This window comes from Paenibacillus luteus, assembly GCF_006542765.1.
Classification (GTDB): domain Bacteria; phylum Bacillota; class Bacilli; order Paenibacillales; family Paenibacillaceae; genus Pristimantibacillus; species Pristimantibacillus luteus.
In genome coordinates, this window is the sequence record NZ_SKCD01000044.1 from 104,135 (window position 1) to 128,030 (window position 23,896).

At 43.3% G+C, this 23,896-nt stretch carries 18 protein-coding genes; 15 read left to right on the forward strand and 3 right to left on the reverse strand.

What is annotated here, in order from left to right; all coding sequences use genetic code 11:
* Positions 1 to 14 precede the first annotated feature (14 nt).
* A complete protein-coding gene (locus E0496_RS26535) occupies positions 15 to 794 on the forward strand; it encodes an HAD-IIB family hydrolase (protein WP_141504779.1) in 780 nt (259 codons plus the stop codon).
* A 123-nt stretch (positions 795 to 917) separates the two neighbouring features.
* On the opposite strand, the gene def is transcribed toward E0496_RS26535, so the two are convergent.
* On the reverse strand, positions 918 to 1,448 hold the full coding sequence (gene def, locus E0496_RS26540; RefSeq protein WP_141504781.1) for a peptide deformylase: 531 nt from the start codon (positions 1,446 to 1,448) through the stop codon (positions 918 to 920).
* Positions 1,449 to 1,450: 2 nt separating this feature from the next.
* Complete coding sequence (locus E0496_RS26545) at positions 1,451 to 1,687, reverse strand: helix-turn-helix domain-containing protein (protein WP_141505047.1); 237 nt, start codon at positions 1,685 to 1,687, stop codon at positions 1,451 to 1,453.
* A 579-nt stretch (positions 1,688 to 2,266) separates the two neighbouring features.
* On the opposite strand from E0496_RS26545, the gene E0496_RS26550 reads away from it, so the two are divergent.
* The 14 genes from E0496_RS26550 to E0496_RS26615 all read left to right on the forward strand — a co-directional run bounded on the left by E0496_RS26550 (position 2,267) and on the right by E0496_RS26615 (position 22,137).
* Entirely contained in the window at positions 2,267 to 2,806 is a 540-nt protein-coding gene (locus E0496_RS26550) for a hypothetical protein (protein ID WP_141504783.1), read from the forward strand.
* A 226-nt stretch (positions 2,807 to 3,032) separates the two neighbouring features.
* The gene (locus E0496_RS26555; RefSeq protein WP_141504785.1) at positions 3,033 to 3,896 is read left to right on the forward strand and encodes an RCC1 domain-containing protein; all 864 of its coding nucleotides are present in this window, start codon (positions 3,033 to 3,035) and stop codon (positions 3,894 to 3,896) included.
* A 135-nt stretch (positions 3,897 to 4,031) separates the two neighbouring features.
* A complete protein-coding gene (locus E0496_RS26560; RefSeq protein WP_141504787.1) occupies positions 4,032 to 5,786 on the forward strand; it encodes an alpha-glycosidase in 1,755 nt (584 codons plus the stop codon).
* Between the two features lie 316 nt (positions 5,787 to 6,102).
* On the forward strand, positions 6,103 to 9,234 hold the full coding sequence (locus tag E0496_RS26565) for a carbohydrate binding domain-containing protein (RefSeq protein ID WP_141504788.1): 3,132 nt from the start codon (positions 6,103 to 6,105) through the stop codon (positions 9,232 to 9,234).
* A gap of 72 nt (positions 9,235 to 9,306) precedes the next feature.
* The gene (locus E0496_RS26570) at positions 9,307 to 10,941 is read left to right on the forward strand and encodes an S-layer homology domain-containing protein (RefSeq protein WP_161601589.1); all 1,635 of its coding nucleotides are present in this window, start codon (positions 9,307 to 9,309) and stop codon (positions 10,939 to 10,941) included.
* Between the two features lie 80 nt (positions 10,942 to 11,021).
* On the forward strand, positions 11,022 to 12,557 hold the full coding sequence (locus E0496_RS26575; protein WP_141504792.1) for an ADP-ribosylglycohydrolase family protein: 1,536 nt from the start codon (positions 11,022 to 11,024) through the stop codon (positions 12,555 to 12,557).
* A 115-nt stretch (positions 12,558 to 12,672) separates the two neighbouring features.
* Complete coding sequence (locus E0496_RS26580; protein WP_161601590.1) at positions 12,673 to 14,457, forward strand: cache domain-containing sensor histidine kinase; 1,785 nt, start codon at positions 12,673 to 12,675, stop codon at positions 14,455 to 14,457.
* 42 nt (positions 14,458 to 14,499) lie between these two features.
* The gene (locus E0496_RS26585) at positions 14,500 to 15,234 is read left to right on the forward strand and encodes a response regulator transcription factor (protein ID WP_141504796.1); all 735 of its coding nucleotides are present in this window, start codon (positions 14,500 to 14,502) and stop codon (positions 15,232 to 15,234) included.
* Between the two features lie 140 nt (positions 15,235 to 15,374).
* The gene (locus tag E0496_RS26590) at positions 15,375 to 16,679 is read left to right on the forward strand and encodes an ABC transporter substrate-binding protein (RefSeq protein WP_161601591.1); all 1,305 of its coding nucleotides are present in this window, start codon (positions 15,375 to 15,377) and stop codon (positions 16,677 to 16,679) included.
* Positions 16,680 to 16,778: 99 nt separating this feature from the next.
* Positions 16,779 to 17,648, forward strand: a complete 870-nt coding sequence (locus E0496_RS26595; RefSeq protein ID WP_241675006.1) for a carbohydrate ABC transporter permease — start codon at positions 16,779 to 16,781, stop codon at positions 17,646 to 17,648.
* The gene (locus E0496_RS26600) at positions 17,645 to 18,457 is read left to right on the forward strand and encodes a carbohydrate ABC transporter permease (RefSeq protein WP_141504802.1); all 813 of its coding nucleotides are present in this window, start codon (positions 17,645 to 17,647) and stop codon (positions 18,455 to 18,457) included. Before E0496_RS26595 ends, E0496_RS26600 begins: the two co-directional genes overlap by 4 nt.
* A gap of 15 nt (positions 18,458 to 18,472) precedes the next feature.
* Positions 18,473 to 19,387 (forward strand): glycoside hydrolase family 130 protein, encoded by a 915-nt coding sequence (locus tag E0496_RS26605; RefSeq protein ID WP_161601592.1) that lies wholly within the window; start codon positions 18,473 to 18,475, stop codon positions 19,385 to 19,387.
* A complete protein-coding gene (locus E0496_RS26610; RefSeq protein WP_141504805.1) occupies positions 19,362 to 20,144 on the forward strand; it encodes an alpha/beta hydrolase in 783 nt (260 codons plus the stop codon). The genes E0496_RS26605 and E0496_RS26610 overlap by 26 nt, the downstream gene beginning before the upstream one ends.
* Before the next feature lie 31 nt (positions 20,145 to 20,175).
* Positions 20,176 to 22,137 (forward strand): glycoside hydrolase family 127 protein, encoded by a 1,962-nt coding sequence (locus tag E0496_RS26615; protein ID WP_141504807.1) that lies wholly within the window; start codon positions 20,176 to 20,178, stop codon positions 22,135 to 22,137.
* Positions 22,138 to 22,456: 319 nt separating this feature from the next.
* Here the strand turns inward: E0496_RS26615 and E0496_RS26620 are convergent, their stop codons facing one another.
* Complete coding sequence (locus E0496_RS26620; protein WP_141504808.1) at positions 22,457 to 23,896, reverse strand: L-fucose/L-arabinose isomerase family protein; 1,440 nt, start codon at positions 23,894 to 23,896, stop codon at positions 22,457 to 22,459.

Genomic DNA, 23,896 nt, shown 5'->3' on the forward strand with positions numbered 1-23,896 from the left:
AGGAGGCCTACAAGGTGAAATTTGTTTTTGATTTGGATGGTACTATATGTTTTCAAGGTAAGCCCTTAAGTGAAAAGATGGTATATACATTAGATCTATTGGTGAAAAATGGGCATGAAATTATCTTCGCTTCAGCAAGACCGATTCGTGATTTGCTTCCTGTGTTACCGCTGCATATGCATCATTATCCAATGATTGGAGGGAATGGGGCATTTGTTGTAACAGCCGACCTCAATATCAAAACTGTTCAATTTGAACCATCAATAGCAGAGGGAATTATTCGAATAATAAAGACATTTGAAGCTGAATACTTAATTGATGGCGCATGGGATTATGCTTATAATGGAAGCCAGAAACATCCAATTCGGCGGAATTTAGATCCGAATCAAAGGGCGAGAAACATTCGATTGGAAGAGCTAAATGAGATTGTGAAAGTGGTTATTTTGCGCAGCCTTAATACTGAACAACTGGTTGAAGAATTGCAAAAGCTGCCCATTATCACGTATTTACACGGAGCCGAAAATATTATCGATATTAGCCCGCAAGGTGTTGATAAATGGACGGGACTGCAATCTATGGGAATACAATCTCTTGAGTTTGTTGCATTTGGCAATGATTCAAACGATGTGCCAATGTTCCAGCATGCCATGCGTTCTATCCGTGTCGGAGATCATCCCGAACTTATATTGTTGACAACAGAAAAAGTAATTAGCGAAGAAGAGCATGTCATTAATAAAATTTTAGAAGTGATGGGGGAACTTGATAAAGAAAGGTCGCCGATTGAGAGTATATAATTTGGGATAGAATGATGCTGACATTTGTCTGTCAGCACGCACCAACAGATTCATCTCGCATTTTACAATTCTTCCACTATAGAACGAACCCAGTACCAGCAAATTACTGGGTTTTTATATCCATTAAGGAAATGCATTCCCGTAATTATCGTGAGTTAATCTGCTAACATCAATTACATTGATTTTTTGTTTAGTATCCTCACGGTATAAGAAACCATTACGAACATGATCAATAAAAAGCACACCATTCAAATGATCCATTTCATGTTGAATGCATCTTGCTAATAACCCTTCTCCTTGTATAATAAATTCTTCTCCAGCTCTATTCAATGCCCGTACTTTTACGGATTGAGCCCTCTTTACTTCTCCAACATAGCCAGGATAGGATAAACAAGCTTCTAGTCCAATCTGTTCCCCAACTTGTTCAATAATCACGGGATTTATCAATTGAATTAATCCTTCACCACAATCCATAACAACGATTCTTCTGAGGATTCCAACCTGAGGAGCCGCTAAACCAGCACCATCATGAGAATAGAGTGTTTCAATCATATCATCTAAAAGTTTCGTCATGCGCGAATTGATTCCCTCCACTGGCTTAGCAACCTTTCGCAGAATGGGATCTCCAAAAGGAATAACTACTCGTATGGCCATGTTTATGCCCCTTTCGTTTGAGATGTATGAACCCAAAGATCATTGGGTTTACAATTTAAGGTGGTACATAACGCATCCAACGTGGCTGCTTTCATTTGTTTTGGATTACTTGTTAGCAGGGCACTAATAGATGGTGCTGACAGACTATAGTCTGCTTTCTCTCTTAAAAGCCGTGCTAATTCAACACCTGACCAAATTCCTCTTTCAGCCATTACTTGTCTCAACATCCACTCTAATATTACAACCCACTCCTTTTACTGGAAATTATGTGCTGCTTAATAAATTTAGTTACTGCCTAAAAATATACTAACAAAAATTAAATAAGGATACAATAAAACTTTGGTTTGATTAATATCATCGTTGTCTTTGACTAGAGTTTTGAATTATTGATATAGGGAAATCCTCACTGATAATTACAGTGTACTAATAAATTCGTCAACGTCTCATTGACCAGACGGATGATGTGATTTAGTAAATGGGGAGGTATTATATAGATAGAAATCAAAAATAAATTAGGGGAGCTTTTACTGATAAATAAAATAGATACAATTTGTGACATCACATATCGTCTAGCCTCGTTTGATATACCACAGAATCAAATAAAGAGTTCTGACGGAGAAGCCCCAGTAATTGATTATTGCCTTAAACATTTAGGAATTGGAAAAAAAGGCGATTCTTAATAAAAGATTGTTTTATTTATAAAGCCTTCACGAAGCCATTCATATCTTTGCTGACTCGTGGATTATGAATCCATATTAGCTCAGTACCGTATGATAAAATTATCGGGAAACTACCAACAGTACATGAAAATTAGGTGCGTGATTAAAATTCAAACGATTTATGTCAAAGTTAGACATTGGTTTTTTTGGTATGGAGTTTATGGCTTTTGCAACAAAAGCTGTAACGATGAAATTACACTTTATTCTGATAAAGGGCAAAAAAAATTTTTGGGTTATTTTGAACTTACAACTGAGCAATCTCTAAAATATCTATTAAAAAATGATATGGATATTATTGGAGACGATAAAGATTATTGTGATGAAATTGAAGGGTTTATAAATGGAAAGCAAGATATTCATTATTTTTATATATATCCTAGAGATTCAGAAGTGGATTCCCTCTCCCGCCAGGTTTCTCATTTTGCTCCTACGAATATAGATGGGTATAAACCAGTCTATATTGATATGTGGACTAAATTATCTAAATCATGGGACATTGATGAAATTAAGAAGAGTGTAAGAATGCTTGCAAAGGATTTTTTGTATTTGGATATAGAAAAAGTTGAACTGATTGATATTCCAAACTATGAAGAAACAAAATTATCCTACGAACAAGATTATTTGCCTTACGTAAAGTAGTTTAACCGAAGCCAGAAGATCGTTCTGGAGAAACGAAGTGTTCGCCTTTGTAGCCGGATTCTTACCTTTAAATGTCTAAGTCAATCAAAGAATCTGGTTACAACCGCGATCGTAAAGAATGATCTACTCGCGCAGCGGCCAAAACGATAACTTCAGTTCAACTCCCTTATATAGCTAGACACGTTATAGCAATTGAATGGCCACCTTCAACTAAGGAGCGATATTTATGAACGTTGTGAAACCCTTGCCTTCCATAGCGGCGGGTTATCGTCATACCGCCTTGCTTAAAGCGGACGGCACGGTGACGGCTGTGGGCGATAATAAATATGGCCAATGTGATGTGAGCGGCTGGCGCGATATTGTGGCAGTGGCAGCCGGTAATGCCCATACGGGTAATGCTCATACCATCGGGCTTAAAGCGGACGGAACGGTAGCGGCTGTGGGCTGGAATAAGCATGACCAATGCGATGTAAGCAACTGGCGCGATATGGTGGGAGTAGCGGCGGGTTGGCGTCGTACCGTCGGGCTAAAAGCGGATGGTACAGTGGTTGCTGTGGGGCATAATAAGGAAGGCGAATGCCATGTAAGTGACTGGCGTGATATGGTGGCGGTAGCGGCGGGTGACTGGCATACCGTCGGGCTTAAAGAGGACGGCACGGTGGTTGCTGTGGGTAATAATCGGTATGGCCAATGCAAAGTAAGCAACTGGAGCGACATTGTGGCGGTAGCGGCGGGATACCTTCATACCGCCTTGCTTAAAGCGGACGGCACGGTGGTTGCTGTTGGCCGAAATACGGAAGGCCAATGTGAGGTAAGCGGTTGGCACGGCATTGTAGCTATAGCGGCGGGTAGCCATCATACCATCGGCCTGAAATCGGACGGTACAGTGGCGGTTGTGGGCTGGAACAAGCATGGCCAATGTGATGTAAGTAGCTGGCGAGATATTGTGGCGGTTGCGGCGGGTTGCACTCATACCGTGGGACTTCAATCGGATGGCAAGGTTGTTGCTGTGGGTAATAATGAATATGGCCAATGCGATGTCAGCGGCTGGAGCGGCATACAGCTACCTAGCCATTTGTTTTCATTATAAATAACTGTTGACGAAGCAATTGTACCATGTTATCTTTACTGTAATAAAAAGGCAATGTAACCTTTGGGTTCAACCTCGTATACACGGGGTTGGGCCCTTTTTGCGTTGACCTGCGAAAAGGAGAATGAGCAGAATATGAATTTAGAAGCTGTTTATCATCGTGCAAAATTAAATTGGTCCTATGCGTATGACGATCGCACTCTTCATATCCGAATTCGGACGAAGAAAGCAGATATGAAGCAGATTACTCTTGTTTACGGCGATAAGTATGATTGGAGCAAAGCGAACTCCGAAGTTCAAATGGTACGATTGGCCTCAGATGCCATGTTTGATTATTGGGAGGCGTCTGCTCAGCCGGCATTTCGTAGAGTGGTTTATTTTTTTGCCTTAAACGACGGTGAAAGCATGGTCTATTTCCAGGAGAGCGGATTTTTTGAAGTTCCGCCTGTCATTTTTTATGAAGGTCTGTTCGATTTTCCTTTTCTGAATCCCGTGGACGTTCATACTCCTCCAGCATGGGTGAAAAAAGCGGTATTTTATCAAATATTCCCTGAACGATTTGCAAACGGCGATTCAACTCTCGATCCCGATGGAACGGAGGATTGGGGAGGTACGCCGACCCCGCATAATTTCTTTGGCGGAGATCTGCAGGGCATCATCGATCATTTGGAATATCTAGCTTCGCTCGGGATAAATGCGATTTATTTGAATCCAGTCTTCGAGGGGACGACTAACCATAAATACGATACGCAGGATTACTTCAAGGTTGATCCCCATTTTGGTACGAATGACAAATTAAAAGAGCTTGTGAAGGCTTGTCATAAGCGGGGAATACGAGTACTGCTTGACGCAGTATTCAATCATTGCGGCCATACGTTTAAACCTTTTGTCGATGTGATGGAGAATGGCCTTTCCTCTGCTTTTGCCGATTGGTTTCATATACGAGAATGGCCGCTAACGGTGAAGGACGGCGTTCCAACCTATGATACGTTTGGCTTCGAGCCAATCATGCCGAAATTGAACACGGAAAATGCTGAGGTGAAGGAATACTTGCTTAAGGTGGCAAAGTATTGGATCGAAGAGGTCGAAATCGACGGGTGGAGACTTGATGTGGCGAATGAAGTCGATCATGCCTTCTGGCGCGAGTTCCGCAACACAGTGAAGGCGGTCAAACCGGATGCTTATATTTTGGGCGAAATTATGAATGATGCGCTGCCATGGCTGCTCGGGGATCAATTTGATGCTGTTATGAACTATCCGTTCACGAAGGCATGCTTGGACTTTTTTGCACATGATCGAATTGGAGCAGGGCAGCTTGCCAATAAACTCACCGGTCAAATCGTTGGTTACCCGAAGCAAGTGAATGAAGCTGCCTTTAACTTGCTCGGCAGCCATGATACGGCTCGTTTGCTCACCCTATGCGGGGGCAGTACAGAGAGGATGAAGCTTGCCACTTTGTTTCAGTTTACTTACCCAGGTGCACCTTGTATTTATTACGGTGATGAAATTGGTCTGAATGGAAAGCAAGATCCAGATAACCGTAAATGTATGGAATGGGATCCGCAGAAGCAAAACGGTGCATTGCTCGCCTTTTTTAAGCAGACGATCCGTTTGCGCCAGCAATATTCTGCGCTGCAAGACGGAGCGCTTACCTTTTTGCAAGACCAGGTGAACGATCGGAATTTAATTTACGAGCGCCGTGATGAACAGGATCAGTTCGTTATCCTTATTAACAATTCAGAGCATCGTTCTGCTTTCCGGTCAACCATTGCGGAAGGGGTTTGGACAGACTTGGTGTCTAATTCGCTAGTCATCACCTTAAAGGGTCAATTAAACTGGGATCTCCCGCCTTTCGGTTATGCGATATTGCATAAAGAAGTTAACAGGTAATAAATGATGTATTACAAAAGGTTAAATCGATGCGAATCCTTCAAGACTTGGCTATGAAATGAATAAAGATCGTCATACTCATTGGACCACTGGGTCCAATGAGTGACGATCTTTGTTTGTTTTTACTGCCTAAATTCGAGTAGGATTCTCTGTGATGACCCAATATAGATCGTTATAGTCATCATAAGACTATAAATGTAAGGGTGATCCATTATCTGCTCCAAATGAATATGATAACATTTTTAATGTAAGCGGTATCATTTTGGAGTTCAAATCCATGGATACCTATAACATAATTTGAAGGGGCGAGAACAGGATGAGAAGTAAGCTTACAGCATCATATTTTTATTATGTAATGGGTTTTAGTTTCATTGTAATGCTAGTTGTGTTGTTCAGCACACCTACCTCAGCGTATGCGGCTAATTATTACATAAGTAATAATGCCTGCAGCAATGAGAACACGGGGAACTCCGGAACGCTCACGGCTGGAAACGAAGGTCCGTGGTGTGATTTCACGAATGTGAATGCCAAGACATTTGCAGCAGGTGATACGATTTATCTTGAGCGGGGAGGCAGTTGGACGCAAGAGTTCAAGCCTATTGGAGGGACGGGGACGTCAAGCAGTTGGATTGTTGTGGATGCCTACGGCACAGGTAATCGTCCTGTAATCCGCGGCAATAGCAATGCGACGGATAAAACATTGACGTTGATGAATGCTGATTTCTGGGAAGTTCGCAATTTGGAGTTCAGTCATGCAGGCATAGGACCGCAGTTTCTGTACTCGACAACCGGCCATCAAGGTATTATTTTCCGAAACAATTATATCCACAGCATGGTAGGGGGCCCTAATGCCATCGCGATGCAAGTCCGAAGTGCTGATATCGCGGCTACTCCATCTTCAGGACAGTGGCTGGTGAAGGATGTAGAGATTTCGCATAACGAGATCGGTCCAACGACCTCTTATGGCATTGTTGTCATGCATAATAACTCTGCAGCACCGACGAGCACATTCCAAAACGTACTAGTTAAAAACAACGAGTTGCATGACATTTCTGCCAAAGCTCTCGTATTTATGAGTACAAAAAATTCGTATTGGATTGACAATCGGATAGACAAAGCTGCCAACGCCAATCAGAGTGGTGGAACGACGGCAAGCTTTCTATTCGGGACTCAGAATATGACGATAGCCAATAATCTGTTCTTAAATACACCGGACACGGGTTCGACTGATCAATCCGCTATCGACAACGAAGGGAAAAATTACTCCAATAATTTTAGAGGCAATTATTTTGCTAATAATTATGGAGGAGCTTTGGAATGGCTGCTATGTAATTGTGTCGTTCCAGACAGGTTCGGTACTGATTTTAATAGCAACAACGAGGTGATAGGCAACACGTTTGTCCGTAATGGGGGAGGGGCCATTTGGGCAACGAGCGATACGGGGCAATCCACAGGAACAATTAAAGACAGCTTGTTCTTTGAGAATGAATTCATTATCGATGAAAGTAAATTTATCGAATGGTCGGAAATATCTAATAATGTTTCCATTCCAGCTGTTAGCAAAATCAATAATGCTGCTAACGAATTCGGAGCGACGGGAACTACAGGAAACTGGTCGTATCAGCTATTCGACGGGAATAGCTACACGAGCTTGACCTATGATCTGGCTGAGAATTGGTATGGGACTGCTGGCGGTCATATTTCACAGTTTAATCTAAGCGCATCCGATTCAGCGGACCATTGGATCTCTAACGCGTGGACTGCCCCGTATAATGGCGTAATTAGTATCCGAGGGCAAGTATTTAAGAATGAAATCGGTGGTGACGGTGCACTAGCCCGCGTGACCAAGAACGGTCAAGTCATTTGGCCAGCCGCTAATGCTGCGCAGTTGATCGCATCCGACGATTTGGCAGGCTACGCGACGAATTTGGATGCGATCTCTGTTACTCAGAACGATGTTATACGGTTTGAGGTTAATAATGGTGGAACCAGCGCAGTTCATGATGTGATCAGTTGGGCACCTACTGTAGCTTTTACGAGTGGTGGACATGATTCTGCAAGTGATTCCATGGTGCCTGGTGCCATTACAGATCTTGCGATAAGTTCAATTGATCATAACAAAGCGGTTTTAACTTGGACAGCATCAGGAAGAGATGGGGCTACAGGAACGGCGAATCGTTATGATATCCGCTACTCGACCTCGCCGATTACAGACGCGAATTGGTCAAGTGCTACGAGATTAGGGAATAGACCATTTCCTGAATCTTCTGGAACTGTACAGACCGTTACCGTGCCTTTTTTAACGGCTGACAGCCTTTATTATTTTGCCATGAAAACAGTGAACGATATTCCTAATGAATCTCTCCTATCCAACGTTGCAAACGCTTCAACACTAGCAGATATTACTGAACTCGTTAATCCCGGGTTTGAAGATGGGATAGCGCCATGGGCAGCGCAAGGGGCGTCCATTGATGTGAGCAATATCTATGCACATTCGGGGAATTATTCACTTTGGGCCTTTAATCGGACGGATACTTGGGCGGGAGCCAATCAAGACATTACAAGCTTACTGAATGTCAATGGACAAGGATCGTATTCCTTTGGGGTATGGGCAAAGTACGCTGACAGCTCTGCTGGGGGATTCGTAACGCTTAATATTACGGACAGCGCGGGGTCACGATGGTTCACGGCACCTATAACGATGATAAGCCATGAAAATTTCACAGAAATTATCGGTGTCGAAAATATTACATGGACAGGCACAGTTAGCAGCGCAATCATGTACTTTCAGTCAGATGGTTCGCTGGAAGACGTCTATCTGGATGATTTCTTTGTTAACAAGGTTACGGAATCCAGCAATGAATCGACACTTGTGGGTGTTGATCAGATTTACAGCGGGGCACAATTTAGCCTGACGTACGGACTGAAAGATTTTAACGTGAATGGGTTTGAAAACATCTACGCGCAGGATCTGATTATTACATTCGATCCTGCCAAGCTGGATTTTATCGATGCCATTTCTTTGAAGTCGGGATTTGCTGTGCTTAGCCGCCAGGTAGTTGAACCTGGGAAAGTAAGAGTCATTGCAGCAGCACAAGGGACGGGATTTGCACCTAACGGGGATTGGTTGAAATTTACGTTCAAAGCTAAGCCTTCGACTCAGATCATAGAAGCGGTCACCGCCTTAAGCGATATTGTGGTTGCAAACAGTCAAGGAGATGAGTTTGAAGTGGATGGCATTTCTCATACGATTCAGATTCAAAAACGAGGAGACCTAAACGCGGATAGCAGGATCAGTATAGGCGACCTTGCTATTGTAGGCTCCTATTATGGGAAAACATCCGCCGATGCGAACTGGAACAGTACGTATATGAAGGCAGATTACAATCAAGACAATGTGATTGATATTGCGGATATGTCTGCTATTGCACAGCTAATATTAAACTGAGTAACGGAATAGATGAGAGGGACAGCCGCGATGCTGTCTCTCTCGATTTCTATAAAAGGATGGGGTCCATTGATGAAAAATAGATGGCTGTTATTAAGCTTAGTAATTTCTCTAGCTTTTGCTGTTTTTGTACCGAATCAAGCAGCAGCAGCGCCAGTGCCTTCTTATTCCTTAATCCCTTCGACACTGTCGATTCAAGCTGGCAGTGAGTTCACGGTTAAAGTCGAAGGCAGCAATATCGTCGATCTTTATGGCTATGAAGTAAACCTAACGTACGATTCAACTCGCTTGCAGCTTCAGGAATCCAAAGATAAGATCGGCGGTTTTGCTATTGATCCAATCGTTACTCAGAATCAAATTCAATATGCGGGCACCAAGATCGGTCCTATGCAGGGGGATAATGGATCGTTAACATTAAGTGAATTTAAATTTAAGACAATTGCTACCGGTGCAGCTTCCATTTCCTTAACATCTGTCAAAGCGATTAATAGTCAATTGTTATCGACTGTACAATCCCCCACAGCTGGAGTAAGCATCCAGATTAGCTCGCATTCTGCTGTCAGCGGCAGTGAAGGCGTACAGGGGAATAGCAACGGTTTAACTCCAGTGAAAATAATCGATCAAATTGCTGTTGCGATAGTGGATTCCAATCAAAAATTCGTTTCTATTCTAAATAGCGACATTGGAAGCCTGCCGCTTAAAGTACAAACGCCACAGCTGACGATCAACGTTAAGCCGGAAGTGATACAAGGACTCCGAAACCAATTGGGGAATCTGAAGGATGCCTTGTTGATGGTTAAATTCATTCCAATTGTGGATGAGACAAGAAATGCCGAATCGATGCTGCAGCGTCACCATGCTAACGTGAAAATCGTCGGACAGCCTTATGATATTAGCCTTATGCTTGTTGCTCCAGACGGGCGCAAAGCAATAGCGGAGCAAGTGGGGTCTGGTGTAGAGCTTATTTTCTCTTACTTGGACAAAGAAATAGATGAAGAGCTTCTAGGTGTCTATTATTTCAACGAAGCATCAAGAAGTTGGGAGTATGTAGGCGGTACGCTCGACGCTCCAACACATCGTGTAGCTGTTTCACTTGATCATCTGAGCAAATATGTATTGCTGGAGTACAACAAAACCTTTAAGGACATTCCCGCTGCTCACTGGGCATTCAGAACGCTGCAGATCATGGCAGCCCGGCATATTGTTAACGGTGTGACGGATGACGAGTTCAAGCCAAACGCATCCACGACTAGAGCCGAATTCACATCATTATTAGTCCGAGCACTTGGTATGAAATCAGAAGGTGCAGCTGTTACTTTTTCATCATTTGCCGACGTTTCAGCTGGGGCCTGGTATGCTGGCGACGTGGAAATGGCATACAAAGCGGGGTTAATCAACGGAATTTCTGAAGGGGAATTCGTCCCAAATGGAAAGATTACACGCGAACAGATGGCCGCCCTTATCGTAAGAGCTTTTCAATGGAAAACCAAGCAATCTATTCAGTCAGTGGATGTTCTAGAAGAATATAGTGACGCTAACGCTGTTTCCGGATGGGCAGCCAAAGAAGTCGAAATGGCACTTGCTGCGGGTTTAATGAAAGGCAAACCAGGAGATGTGTTTGATCCAAAAGCGAATTCGCTTCGCGTGGAAGCGGCCCAGGCTATGATGAATCTCATGAACCAAATATCCATACTTGAAGGACTATAAATGTAATGTCAGACCATTAAGATCGAAAATCGGATTCGATATAATAAACTTGTTCATCTTTACTATCAGGAGGAGATACAGTGAAGCTAAGTTTTCAGGAATATAAAAGTAAATTGGAAGGCTGTTGGTTAGGGAAAAATATTGGAGGGACGCTCGGAGCTCCTTTTGAATGTAAACGCGGCGTATTCGATGTTTCGTTTTATACACAGGAGCTGTATGGGGAGCCTTTGCCGAATGATGATTTGGATTTGCAACTGATCTGGTTGAATGCAGCCGAAAAATATGGAAGCGCTTTGAATGCGCAAATATTAGGCGAATATTGGATTTCTTATATCTCTCCTAATATGGGGGAGTATGGAGCTGGAAAAAATAACTTGCGTGCAGGAATCGTTCCGCCTCTATCGGGCTACAATCATAATCTTTACCGCGATAGCAACGGTGCGTTCATACGCTCTGAGATTTGGGCCTGCCTGGCACCCGGCCATCCTGAAATTGCTGTTAAATACGCCTATGAGGATGCAATCGTCGATCATAGCCATGAAGGGGTTTATGCGGAGGTTTTCTGCGCTGCTATCGAAAGTGCAGCTTTCGTAGAAAGTGATACCTACCGTTTAATAGACATCGGACTATCCTATATACCTGAAGATTCCGGGATTGCGAAGGCCGTTCATACGGCCATTCATTCTTATCAATCGGGAGCTACTTGGCAAGAGGCGAGAATACATGTTTTAACGGCTGTTCCTGGAAGCTTTGGGCTTCTGAGTACTTCCGCGATACAGCCTCAAGCTGAAGGGGATATTCCAGTAGGGCCCATTGGTTACGATGCTCCTAGTAATGTAGGCATTATGATTATCGGTTGGTTGTACGGGGAAGGTGATTTCGAGAAAAGTATTTGTATCGCGACGAATTGTGGAGAAGACGCGGACTGTACAGCTGCCACGATTGGGTCCATTATGGGCATTATTCTTGGCAAAGAGGGGCTTCCTGCGAAATGGCTCGATCCCATTGGCGACTCCATTAAGACAATAACGCTTAATGTATGCGATCAGGGTACACGAATTCCTTCTACGGTCGGAGAGCTGACTGAACGAGTGATGCGGCTTGCTCCTGAATTTCTGGGCACCGAGTTTTGCGATCTGCTTCATCCGGGGGAAGGTTATCTGATCGAAATGAATGAAGGCGATCAACTGCTCGACCATCCCGTTCACATTAATGCATGGAAAGACAGAAGCTTTAAGGATACGTTATCGCTGAGTCCATTTACGGTAAAATATGATTTTACTATTTTCAACGCTTTCCTGTATTATGGGCAGGAACCGGTGGTAAGTGAAGGAAAGCCTCGCTCCTTTAAGCTGATGATTGAAAATAATTTGTACATGCAGCAGTTTATTCAGGTGAAATGGCATGTTCCAACTGATTGGGAAGTATCACCGGGGGCACATCTGAGCTTTCCTCTAGAGCACTATCATTGCAACATCGGCACGACTGAAATTGAGTTTACCGTTACCGGGCATCAACTCACGCAACCGAGATATGACCTCTTGATAGAAGTGACATCTGTAGGCCGCCCTACCAAAGGGATAATTCCTATCGTACTAATGAATAACGGCTATTGATACATGTTAGATCATATTGAAAAAAGTAAGCGTTCTCGCTTGCTTTTTTCATGTTTCCGGACAAATTATATGTTTTAATGAGGTTAACGGCTAACCGATAGAAATGAGGTGCAGGATGCACAATATTAGATTCAAATTTTCTAGTCTAGGCATGTCCAGAAAGCTGGTCATTATCTTTGTTTTCATGCTGATTATTCCGATTACCATCTCCGCGATCGTTTCTTATAACTATTACCGGAAATCAATTGAACAAAATACGGCTGATTACGTTTCACAAACGTCCTTGGAGGTTCTAAATCGAATAGAGGATTATATTGAAGATATGCGTATGATTACGAAGATTCCGATGTACTCCAGCGAGCTTCAGAGCTACATCGCCTCTCCTGAGAATGGAATAGAGAAGGACAGCCGCATCGATTTTTTTATCCGCTTGATGTCCGATATGAAGAAGGGGACGAATGCGGTGTACATTTTCGACAATTATGGCAACACCTTTTACCGCAACAGTCTGGATGGCAACAATAAGGAGATTGCTACGCACTATGACCGCTTAAAGCAAATTGCAAGGGACCAGAGCGGCTCTGCCGTATTAATTAACACGCAAGCAGCCACAACAGCTTCTGGAAAAACGAAATATGTGCTGACGATGGTTCGAGACATCATTGATCTAACGACGTATAAACCGGTGGGTTTCGTCGCGGTTGAGACGGATTTAAGTGCGGTAGAAGCTTATTTCAAACATCTGGATCAAATTACAGGTGGTAAAACGACGATTGTGGATAATGAAAATAACGTTATTTTTGATAGCGCTTACGAAAATATATCAAGTCCCTGGGGAGACTTGGAAAGCATTGAGAAATCACAACAGGATTCGGGTAATTTCCATATTAATCAGAAAGGCGAGCAATATTATGCCATTTATCTAACTTCTCAGAAGCTGGGCTGGAAAGTATATGTATACGTGAAAACAAAGGAATTGTTCAGCAAAGCAACGAAGGTTCGTAATTCCACGCTAATTATCACTTCCGCCATTTTGCTCGTTACCTTGATCAGCTCCGTATTCATTTCCTTGGCGTTTACGAAACCGCTGCGGGCATTAACGCGGTTGATGAAAAAGGTGCAGGAGGGGGATTTCACCGTCAGCTTCCCTGTCCGATTCTCGGACGAGGTTGGTATATTGGGACTTAATTTTAACCGGATGATTAAACGGATCGATGAATTAATTAAAGACGTACAAGCAGCCTCTTATCGCAAACAGGAGGCTGAGATGGAAGCATTGCAAGCGCAAATTAATCCACATTTCATCTATAACACCTTAGAGACTTTAAGGATGAAGGCGCTGCTTAATGAGGATAGAGAGGTATCTCAAATGTCGTTATTCCTAGGTAAGTTGCTGCGATACAGCATTATCCAAGGGCGAGAAATTGTTACGGTAAAACATGAAATCGAGCATCTGACGAACTATATCAAGCTTCAAAACTACCGATTCGAAAATCGGTTTCACCTGCAGAATCATATCGATGTCAAACTTGAAAACTACAAGATGATTAAGCTTGTCTTTCAGCCTATTGTTGAGAATGCCATATTCCATGGCCTTGAGAGTAGGTCGGGACAGGGAACCATCACGATTTCATCCAAGGTGGAAGGAGATTTCTGCTACTTCACCTTTGAAGACGATGGTATTGGCATGTCGCCTGATATGGTAAGTCAATTGAACAGCCGTATTCAGTTAGGAAATGCGAATGATAGCGGAAACAGGGCAACGGGGAGCGGCATCGGACTCAAAAATGTAAATGAACGGATTAAGCTTCACTTCGGTGCGAAGTATGGCTTGTTTGTTTACAGTGAGCTGGGGAAAGGTGCAATTGTACAATTGAAGCTTCCTTTTATCGAGAGTTGAATCTATTGGAGTAGTGTTTTCATCTAGAAAGGGGAGAGCCGTATGCTAAATATTGTAATTGTGGATGATGAGGTAGCCATCTTAAAAGGAATGACCAAGCTCATAGGTGAAATGAATGCAAACTATCATGTAGTAGCTGCCTATAACAACGGACAAGAAGCGATAAACGCGATAAATACTATGCATCCGGGAAAGATCGATCTGCTTATTACCGATATCAAAATGCCATTTATGGATGGTTTGGAGCTCATTAAGGAAATCAGGATCCATCATCCGGATTTGTCTTGCCTTATTATTAGCGGCTTCTCGGATTTTGATTATGCAAGGACAGCCATGCGCTACGGTGTAATTGATTATCTCCTTAAGCCGGTAGATCCGGATGAGCTCGATGAGAAGCTGTCTGCTATTCTTCTGGTCAAGCAGCCGCCAATTAAAGCGGCAGCAGTAAATGGGGATGAGAAGAAGGCGATTCGAGTCGTTAAAAGCTGGATATCGGATCATTATCAAATGGATTTGGATATGATCGCTATCGCAGAACTGGTACATTTGAATCCGAATTATTTATCTCGCTTATTTAAGCTGGAGACGGGGGAAAGCTTGACTGGATATTTAATTGATGTCCGGATGCAGAAGGCCAAAGAGCTTCTGATGGAGCAGACTGAACTAAAGGTTTATGAAGTAGCTGAACAAATTGGCTACCAGGATTCAACGTATTTTACTAAGCTATTTAAGAAAATGAACGGTTATACGCCTTTGGAATATCGGAATAAGTGCTGAGCTGTAAATTCGTAATCGTAACTATGGAAATGTAATTATAGACCATTAAGGTCATGGAAATGCTATGTTACAATTTTATATGTAAGCGATATCATCCGGCCGAATGGTTCAGCTGCAATAAGACAAATAGGGGGATTTCTATGAAAAATAAATCACTGAGCAGTTTATTGGCAGTCGTTCTTTCTATGTCCTTGTTATCCGCATGTGGTGGAAATAATACAAGCAATAACAGCGGGCAATCAGAGGCGAGCACACCTCCAGCCGAGTCTGCAGCAGCATCGGAAACGCCGTCAACTAGTGAAATTAAAGGAAAGATTACTTTTGCAATCAACCGTACGGATGTAGATGAGAAGCTCAAAGAATATGCGGACAAATTCCATGAGAAATATCCAGAAGCTGAAGTGGTAATCGAACCTATTAAGGATTATGAAGGCACTCTAAAAATCAGGTTAGCTTCCAATGAGGCACCGGATGTCATGTACATGAATGCGATTATCACGCCAACAACTGACTTATGGCCGGAGTTTTATGCTCCTATTGACGACCTTGATTACGAAGGGAAAACATACCTGCCGCTTTCTGAATATGAAGGGAAAGCTTATGCCGTAAGTGAAGGGGTATACGTGACTGGGGTTTTATACAATAAGAAAACATTTGCTGCAGCGGGTATTGACGCTGCTCCGAAAACCTATGATGAGCTGCTTGCTGCTTTGGAGAAATTAAAGGCCAAAGGGATTCTGCCGATGGGAAGCATGCTGAAAAGCAATTGGCCGCTCGGCACATGGGAGACGGTAGCCTTTGCGAATACAGCGGATTCCAATGCGATGTATGAGCAAATGGTTAACGAGGATGCCCCGTACAATCAAGAAAATCCGTTAGTAAAAGGATTCAGCTTTGTTAGAGATTTGGTGGATAAAGGGTATTTTGAGAAAGATCTATTATCCAGCGATTGGGATATTTTGCGGAAGCAAATGGCTTCTGGAGAAGTGGGTATGCTTTATCTAGCTAACTATGGTTTGGCAGCGTTAGAGGGAACGCCAGCAGAAGATATCGGATTTTTCCCGTTGCCCATTGATAATTCTGGAGAGCCCGTCACGATGATGACTCCAGGCTGGAATGTAGTCATTAATAAGAAAAGCAAAAATATGGAGACAGCCAAAGCTTTCTACAAATTTTGGATAGAGGAATCTGGTTATCAGGACTTTACAGGCATGATTCCTGCTCTTAAAGATATGAAATCCAATAATGCTCCGCTTGCCGAGTTCCTGGCTAACGGGCCACGCATCGTTACGGTATTGCCTCCGCCGGATCGTTACAACCAAATTTTGAATAAATCGCAAATTACGAATCCAACCATTCTACAAGAAATCATGTTGAACAAGGACAGCAACATTCAGCCTATATGGGATAAATACAATAAAAAATGGGCGGATGCAAGAAAATAATAAGGGGATTATTGGAGAGCAGGGGCTTCGCTATACGCGTTCAACTGTTCTCCAAATAAGCCGGAAAGGCTGCTGAATATGGCTGTTCTATCATTAAGAATGCAGAAAATTATTATTCTGTGGTCGTTTCTGATTATTCCTTTGCTGCTGCTAGGTATATTCACTTATTACCCTGCATTCAGTTTGATTACAATAAGCTTCACGAATTGGAATGGTATTTCATCAATAAAAACAGGAGTAGGCTTAGATAACTACATTCGGGTATTTAGTGATCCCAAGTATTTCGAAATCTTTAGTCATAACCTGATCTACTTTTTTGTAGGCTTTGTACAAATTGGGTTATCTCTTTATTTCGCTGTCATTCTAAACAGTAAGCTTCGTGGAAGAAATATCTTTCGTGCGATTCTGTTCTCGCCATATATCATTAATAGCGTAGCTATCGCTTTCATGTTTACCTTTCTGTTGAACAATGAAGTCGGTGCCCTGAACGTCGTGCTGAAGGAGATCGGTCTTGAATCTTTATCCATGAATTGGCTGAGTGATCCAAAAATTATTAACTATACGCTGGCTTTTATGTCAACGTGGAAGTACATGGGTTTTATGATGGTTATTATTATAGGAGCCCTTCAATCGATACCGAATGATATTTATGAGGCAGCGAGCATTGACGGAGCAAACGGATTTCAGGCGTTCCGCTTCATTACACTGCCCAGCCTAAGAAGAATATTGGAATTATGCTTTTTCCTCAACCTGAATGGAGCTTTATCGGCCTTTGAATTTCCGTTTGTCATTTTCCCATCTGGCTCGCCGCTGGGCATGAGTGATACCTTCGTAACGAATACACTGCTGACCTCTTTCCGCTATAGTGATTTTGGTCTAGCTTCGGCAATGGGAGTTCTGTTAATGATTATTACCATCATTCTAGTTCTTGCTCAAAGATGGCTGTTCTTCGGGAGGGATGAGAAATGATTCGTACGCTCAAATATATCAGTCTATTGATTGCAGCAATCTGCATCCTGTTCCCGCCCTACATCGTGATTGTTGCGGCGTTCAAGACTCCTACAGAGTTTGCCTTATCTGCGGGATATGCACTTCCAGGCAGCTTCTTCAACTTTGATAATTTTGCAAATGTTTTGCAAAAGGGTAAATTCCTGCGTTCTTACTTTAATATTTCGTATATTATTATTCTCTCTCTCGCTGGAAATATTTTATTAGGCACGATGGTAGCTTACGCACTTGGAAGATTCCAATTCAAATTAAAGTCTTTGATTCTAGGTGCATATGCAGGTGCACTTGTCATACCTGGAATTACAACTCAGGTAGCGACTTTCGGAATTATTAAAAACTTGGGTTTGTTTAATACTCACTATTCTATGGTACTTTTATCACTGGGTGCTGATGTTGTGCAAATCTATATTTATTTGCAATTTATTAAGAATATCCCTTATGAGCTGGACGAGAGCGCTTATTTAGAAGGAGCGTCCTTGTTCCGAATTTATCGATCTATTATCTTTCCGCTCCTGACGCCTGCAACAGCGACTATTCTGATCTTGCGCACGATCAGTATTTATAATGATCTGTATTCTCCATATTTGTATATGCCTTCACAGAGTTTAGGCGTTGTGACGACTGAGCTGATGAGGTTCTCGAACAGTTATGGCTCGTCCTGGACAATGCAGTCTGCTGCTATTATTCTCGTAGCGATTCCGATGGTTATCTTTTATTTGGTTCTTCAGAAATATATTTTTTCAGGTGTAGTTAATGGAGCCGTGAAATAAGAAGGGGAAATGATCATGAAAACTAGAGTGCTGACTAAATATGAGAATAATCCGATTATGTCACCTGAACAAATGCCGCAAGAGGTGTTGTACACGTTTAATCCGGGGGCAATCAAATTTAAAAATGAATACATCATGATGATGGACGTCACGACTTTGGATGACATTCATCGCATTTGGATTGCCAGAAGCCATGATGGGTATAAATTCACTCCAGACCCAGAGCCAGTCAATTGGCCTGCACCTGATCCGGACCATCCAGAGACCTGCACGTATGATCCGCGGATTACACAAATAAGCGAGAATGAATTTATTATCTTATACGCCAGTGACTTATCGCAAAACGATGTGAGAATCGGCATATTGCGTACTTCTGATTTTGTCCATTTCGAACGTGTTTGTACGGGAAGCGAGCTTGGCAATCGGAACGGCGTGTTATTCCCTGAGAAGCGGGATAATCTTTATGTACGTTTCGATCGCCCATTCGGTAATGAATTGAACCCCTCCTATATGTGGGTTAGTTATTCTCCTGATCTTGTATTTTGGGGAAAAAGCAAACCTCTTTCTTATGAAGGCAAGCCATTCCGGGATGGTTACAAGATGGGAGCAGGCGCTGTTCCAATCAAGACCGATAAGGGCTGGCTTGAGATTTATCATACTGTATCGCAGACTTGTAATGGATTTATTTACCGGCTCAAAGCTTGTTTGCTCGATCTAGAAGATCCTTCCCGCGTCATTGGTTACACAAGGGACTATATATTATGGCCAGAACATGACTACGAAATGAAGGGTAGAGTGGCGAACGTCGTATTTACTTGTAATGCGATCGTTGAGGAAGATGGTACGGTCAAGATTTACTACGGCGCGGCAGATACAAATATTGGCCTCGCAGAGGGGCGTCTGGATGACATTATCTCAGCCTGCGTTTAAATGGGAGTCACAATTGCATCCCTATATAGCCACCGCTGATCATCCAACAGGAGCCATCATCATTTGCCCAGGCGGAGCTTATGGGGGATTAGCAGAATATGAGGGTGAGCCCATAGCTCTTTGGCTGAACACATTAGGCATTTCTGCCTTTGTTCTAAAATACCGCGTATCACCACATAAGCATCCGGCTGCGTTGTATGATGTGCAGCAAGCAATCCGGCTTGTTCGCGAACAAGCCGGGAGTTGGAATATAGATCCTAATCGTGTAGGCGTTCTCGGTTTCTCGGCAGGCGGACATCTAGCTTCAATGGCAGCTACTCAGTTTGATAGGCGAATACCTGGCGATGACGAGGCTGTAAGACAGACAAGTTGTCGTCCGGATTTGATTATTGCTTGTTATCCTGTAATCAGTTTTGGCCAATACCGTAACGATCCTTCGATGATCAATCTGCTCGGTGCTTGCCCGGAGGAAGCGTTGAAGAGGCAATTATCCTCTGAATTGCAGGTCACAAGCCAGACCCCGCCAGCCTTTCTATGGCATACGGCTGACGACCAGGCTGTTCCCGTAGAGAACAGCTTGTTGTTTGCGCTCGCGCTCAGTAAACATAAGATTCCCTTTGATTTGCACATTTACGAGAGTGGCCCGCACGGAATGGGATTAGCGACTGAGAATGACCATGTTGGCGCATGGAAATCTTCATGTGTAGAGTGGTTGAGAATTAGGAAATTCATTCCAGCACCACAATCGAAATCATAATAATAGCTACCGAGTCAGGAGACGAATTCATATGTTTAAAAGAGTGAACAAAATACCTTACGATCAGGTGTCTATTCATGATGCTTTTTGGTCCGAAAGAATGGTTAGTATGCGTGAGCATACACTGCCGCATTTATGGGATAAATTCAGGGAAGACGGTTTTTTCCGCAACTTTGATAGAGCTTCTGGCAGCTTGAAGAGTGCCTATGAAGGGGCGATCTTCAACGATGGCATATTTTATACGATGCTGGAAGGTGCCTGCTGGATCTATAAGGAGTGTCAGTCTCCTGATGTTCTAGCTCTGATAGACGAAGTTGTTGACAAAATTATCGCCATGCAGCAACCGGACGGTTATTTGAATTCTTATATCATAACGGTTGCTCCGGAACAGCGATGGAGCGATCTGCTATTCGGACATGAGCTTTACACGGCGGGCACTTTTTTCGAAGCGTCCGTTGCACACTTTGAAGCAACCGGCAGTAAAAAATTGTTAACAGCGGCTTGTCGGTTTGCGGATTTAATTGATGCGACCTTTGGCGTAGATAAACGGCTTGTTTATGAAGGGCACGAAGAGATAGAGCTTGGCCTAATCAAATTATTCGAGCTTACAGGTGAACGAAGATATAAGCAGTTGGCGGAGTTCTTTATTGAGATGAGAGGCAATCCTGAAGCTGAAGAACAAATGTATAACGGTTGGTCGGCACTTGAAGGCGTTCCTCGTGAAAGAGGAGCGCTTCCCTTCAGAGAGTACGGCATAGCCAAGTATATGCAGGCACATTTGCCTGTTAAAGAACAAGATACGATAGAAGGTCATGCGGTGAGAGCAGCCTATTTGTATGCTGCGGTAACGGATATTGCTGGAATGAATAATGACGCGGAGTATGCGGAAGCTTTGCATCGCTTGTGGTCGAATATGGTGAATAAGAGAATGTACATTACAGGCGGTATTGGGGATAACGTCTGGCGGTGGGAAGGGTTCTCGACAGACTATAACTTGCCGAATGACGAAGCTTACTGTGAAACTTGCGCTTCTATCGGCTTGGTGTTCTGGAGCAGCCGAATGAATTTTCTGTTTGCGGATGCGCATTATGCGGATGTATTGGAGAGGGTTCTTTATAATGCGCTTTTGGCAGGAATCTCTTTGGATGGAAAAGCATTTTTTTACACAAATCCACTTGAGAACGAAGGAACTCATCGACGCCAGCCTACATTTAGCTGCGCATGCTGTCCGCCTAATCTGACCCGATTTATTCCCAAAATGGGGGAGTACATTTACGGACTGAAGGACAACGATTGTTATGTGAATTTGTATATCGGCAGTGAGACGAAACTAAACATGGAAGGAAATACTGTAAAACTGAAGCAGGAAACGCAATATCCTTGGAATGGTATGACAAAACTTACTATAAATCCTGATTCCCCAACTGCATTTACTTTAAAACTACGGATACCGAGCTGGTGTAATCAAGCGGAAATTCGAGTAAATGGAAATTCAATTCCTTTAATAACGAATAAGGGCTACGCGAAAATAGATCGACAATGGCAAGAAGGAGACATCGTCGAACTCTTGCTTGAGATGAAGGTTAGACGGGTGGAATCACATCCTAATGTCGAGAGCAACCGTGAGAAAACAGCTTTGGTGCGAGGTCCGCTTGTATATTGCCTAGAGGGTGCTGACCATGGTCATGATGTAAGAGATCTGGCTTTGACTCGAAATTCTGAGTTCAGAGTGGAACATGTTTCCGATTTTCTCGGCGGAGTGACTGTCATAAAAGGATCTGGAAGTGTTATAAGAAAAGCAGAATCCACACATAGGGAGCAATTCTGGCAGACGCGGTTGTATGCAGACATTGAGAGCTGCGAATGGCAGGAGGAAGCGGTGGACATTAAGGCCATACCTTACTATGCATGGGCTAATCGTGAGCCCGGAAGCATGGCAGTTTGGATTAATGATACGCTGAAATGGACGAAAGCTGGTAGAACTGGGTCATAACAATGCCTTCATTAGAATCAGTTTTCCTGCTGTTGTCTATAACCATTAGCTTAAATTGAAGTGCTTTATGAATGATCCACATTGAACCTCGGTATCAGCCGAGGTTCAATGTGGATTTTTACTATGAGATGGTGAAGTAGGAACGGAGATAGATATTTCTTTAGATATGGATAGTGAACAAGGTTTTTCCATATGCGAAATAAAATGCAGCTAACCTCACAGGGAGGAAAGCTGCATTCATATGAATTCATATAATTGCTAGTAGTGTGTTCTCTTTCATGTACAATCGCGCTTAATAATAGAAGCGTTGTGCTGCTGGTTATTGATCGTGACGATCCTCTTCATGACGGTAGGTTTTCCAGCCTATATACTTGCCAAACGCTTCATCCATAGAATCAGCAACGCTTGACATACTGGATGATACATGGTGCTCAAAGCCATTTTCGCAAATATAACGAAGCAGCTTTTGGAATTTCGGTACTTGGATAACACCGTAACCTCCGAACGTCAACAGTGGATCACGCGTAAACTGTCCTTCGCCCGTATAGGCTGCAATACCGCCGTTTAAGTCATCGGTTGCAATGCCGCAGTACGTGAAGGGACTTGCTTTAATTCGTCCTTGTATCGTACCAAGTGTATTTTCTCTGCCCACCGTACCTGATAGGATCTCATGGTAATCCATATGAATTTCTTCGAAGACTTCCTTAGGCAAATTACTGCAGTGGAATACTACGCCTTTGTTCGGATCTTCCCCATAATTATTGTTCCAATCCAGCAATGCGCTTGGTCTCCCTGATGCCTGTTGCAGCGCATACATGCCGACAAGACCTGTAATGTCTACTTCACATGCGCTTGGAATTAGGCTGCTGCTAAGCATACTCATAATGGTACAAGGCACTACACCGAAATACTCCTCCATAGAAGTCCAGCATTGCAGCGCCGTTCCCGATAGGTCGTTATCGTTCATCCATTCCTCAACGACAACGCCGAGAGACGCCATACGAACCAAATTAGCCTGTGGGAATCCCTTTACATCGACATAAGCTGCGATTTCTTCTAGCTTACGTTTCACTGCGGGATCACTTTCTTTGCGTTTGCCTGCTCGCCCGAATACTTCTGATAGATCCAATGTCTCAATCGTAATACCAGAACGTTCTAGCAGCTTCTCGCTGTAACGGACAGTATTGAACGAGGCTGGCCGAGCACCAATAGAACCAAGTCGAGCATTGCGGAGCGACTGGACGACACGACAGGTTGCTGAGAAGCGGCGCAAATCGATTCGAAAGCTTTCGCTACTCGGATCTACGGTATGTAGAGTGGTCAATGTGAACGGAATGCCGTACTGCTTCAGGTTATTACAGACCGACATTTTACCACAGAAGCTGTCGCGTCGATCTTGAATGCCCATTAAAGTGATATTGTCACTAAATGCATGGACAAGGATAGGGACGTTTAGACCCGAATAACGTATCGTGTTCGCGACAGCCTTCTCATCACCAAAGTTAGGCAATGTAATGAGAATGCCATCGATATGGTCGCGGTTAGCTTTGAATAAATTCCCGCACTTTTTGGCATCGTCCAATGTCATAACCGCACCGTTCTTGGTTTCATTAATGTCCAAAATGACGACATCGATGCCTTCTTCTTCCAGCACGCGCAGTATCTCCACGCGTCCTGTGTGACAGAGGTGACCAGGGAAAAACCCGCGATTGCCTACAATAACCCCAAGCTTCGTTCGTTTCGTTTCTTTCCGTGCCAT

Excerpts from the sequence above, each read along its gene's own strand:
- E0496_RS26555 (WP_141504785.1), top strand. The coding sequence starts at position 3,033 with ATGAACGTTGTGAAACCCTTGCCTTCCATAGCGGCGGGTTATCGTCAT.
- E0496_RS26585 (WP_141504796.1), top strand. The coding sequence starts at position 14,500 with ATGCTAAATATTGTAATTGTGGATGATGAGGTAGCCATCTTAAAAGGA.
- E0496_RS26610 (WP_141504805.1), top strand. The coding sequence starts at position 19,362 with ATGACATTATCTCAGCCTGCGTTTAAATGGGAGTCACAATTGCATCCC.
- E0496_RS26570 (WP_161601589.1), top strand. The coding sequence starts at position 9,307 with ATGAAAAATAGATGGCTGTTATTAAGCTTAGTAATTTCTCTAGCTTTT.
- E0496_RS26620 (WP_141504808.1), bottom strand. The coding sequence starts at position 23,896 with ATGGCACGGAAAGAAACGAAACGAACGAAGCTTGGGGTTATTGTAGGC.
- E0496_RS26580 (WP_161601590.1), top strand. The coding sequence starts at position 12,673 with ATGCACAATATTAGATTCAAATTTTCTAGTCTAGGCATGTCCAGAAAG.
- E0496_RS26615 (WP_141504807.1), top strand. The coding sequence starts at position 20,176 with ATGTTTAAAAGAGTGAACAAAATACCTTACGATCAGGTGTCTATTCAT.
- E0496_RS26560 (WP_141504787.1), top strand. The coding sequence starts at position 4,032 with ATGAATTTAGAAGCTGTTTATCATCGTGCAAAATTAAATTGGTCCTAT.
- E0496_RS26595 (WP_241675006.1), top strand. The coding sequence starts at position 16,779 with ATGCAGAAAATTATTATTCTGTGGTCGTTTCTGATTATTCCTTTGCTG.
- E0496_RS26590 (WP_161601591.1), top strand. The coding sequence starts at position 15,375 with ATGAAAAATAAATCACTGAGCAGTTTATTGGCAGTCGTTCTTTCTATG.
- E0496_RS26565 (WP_141504788.1), top strand. The coding sequence starts at position 6,103 with ATGAGAAGTAAGCTTACAGCATCATATTTTTATTATGTAATGGGTTTT.
- def (WP_141504781.1), bottom strand. The coding sequence starts at position 1,448 with ATGGCCATACGAGTAGTTATTCCTTTTGGAGATCCCATTCTGCGAAAG.
- E0496_RS26600 (WP_141504802.1), top strand. The coding sequence starts at position 17,645 with ATGATTCGTACGCTCAAATATATCAGTCTATTGATTGCAGCAATCTGC.
- E0496_RS26605 (WP_161601592.1), top strand. The coding sequence starts at position 18,473 with ATGAAAACTAGAGTGCTGACTAAATATGAGAATAATCCGATTATGTCA.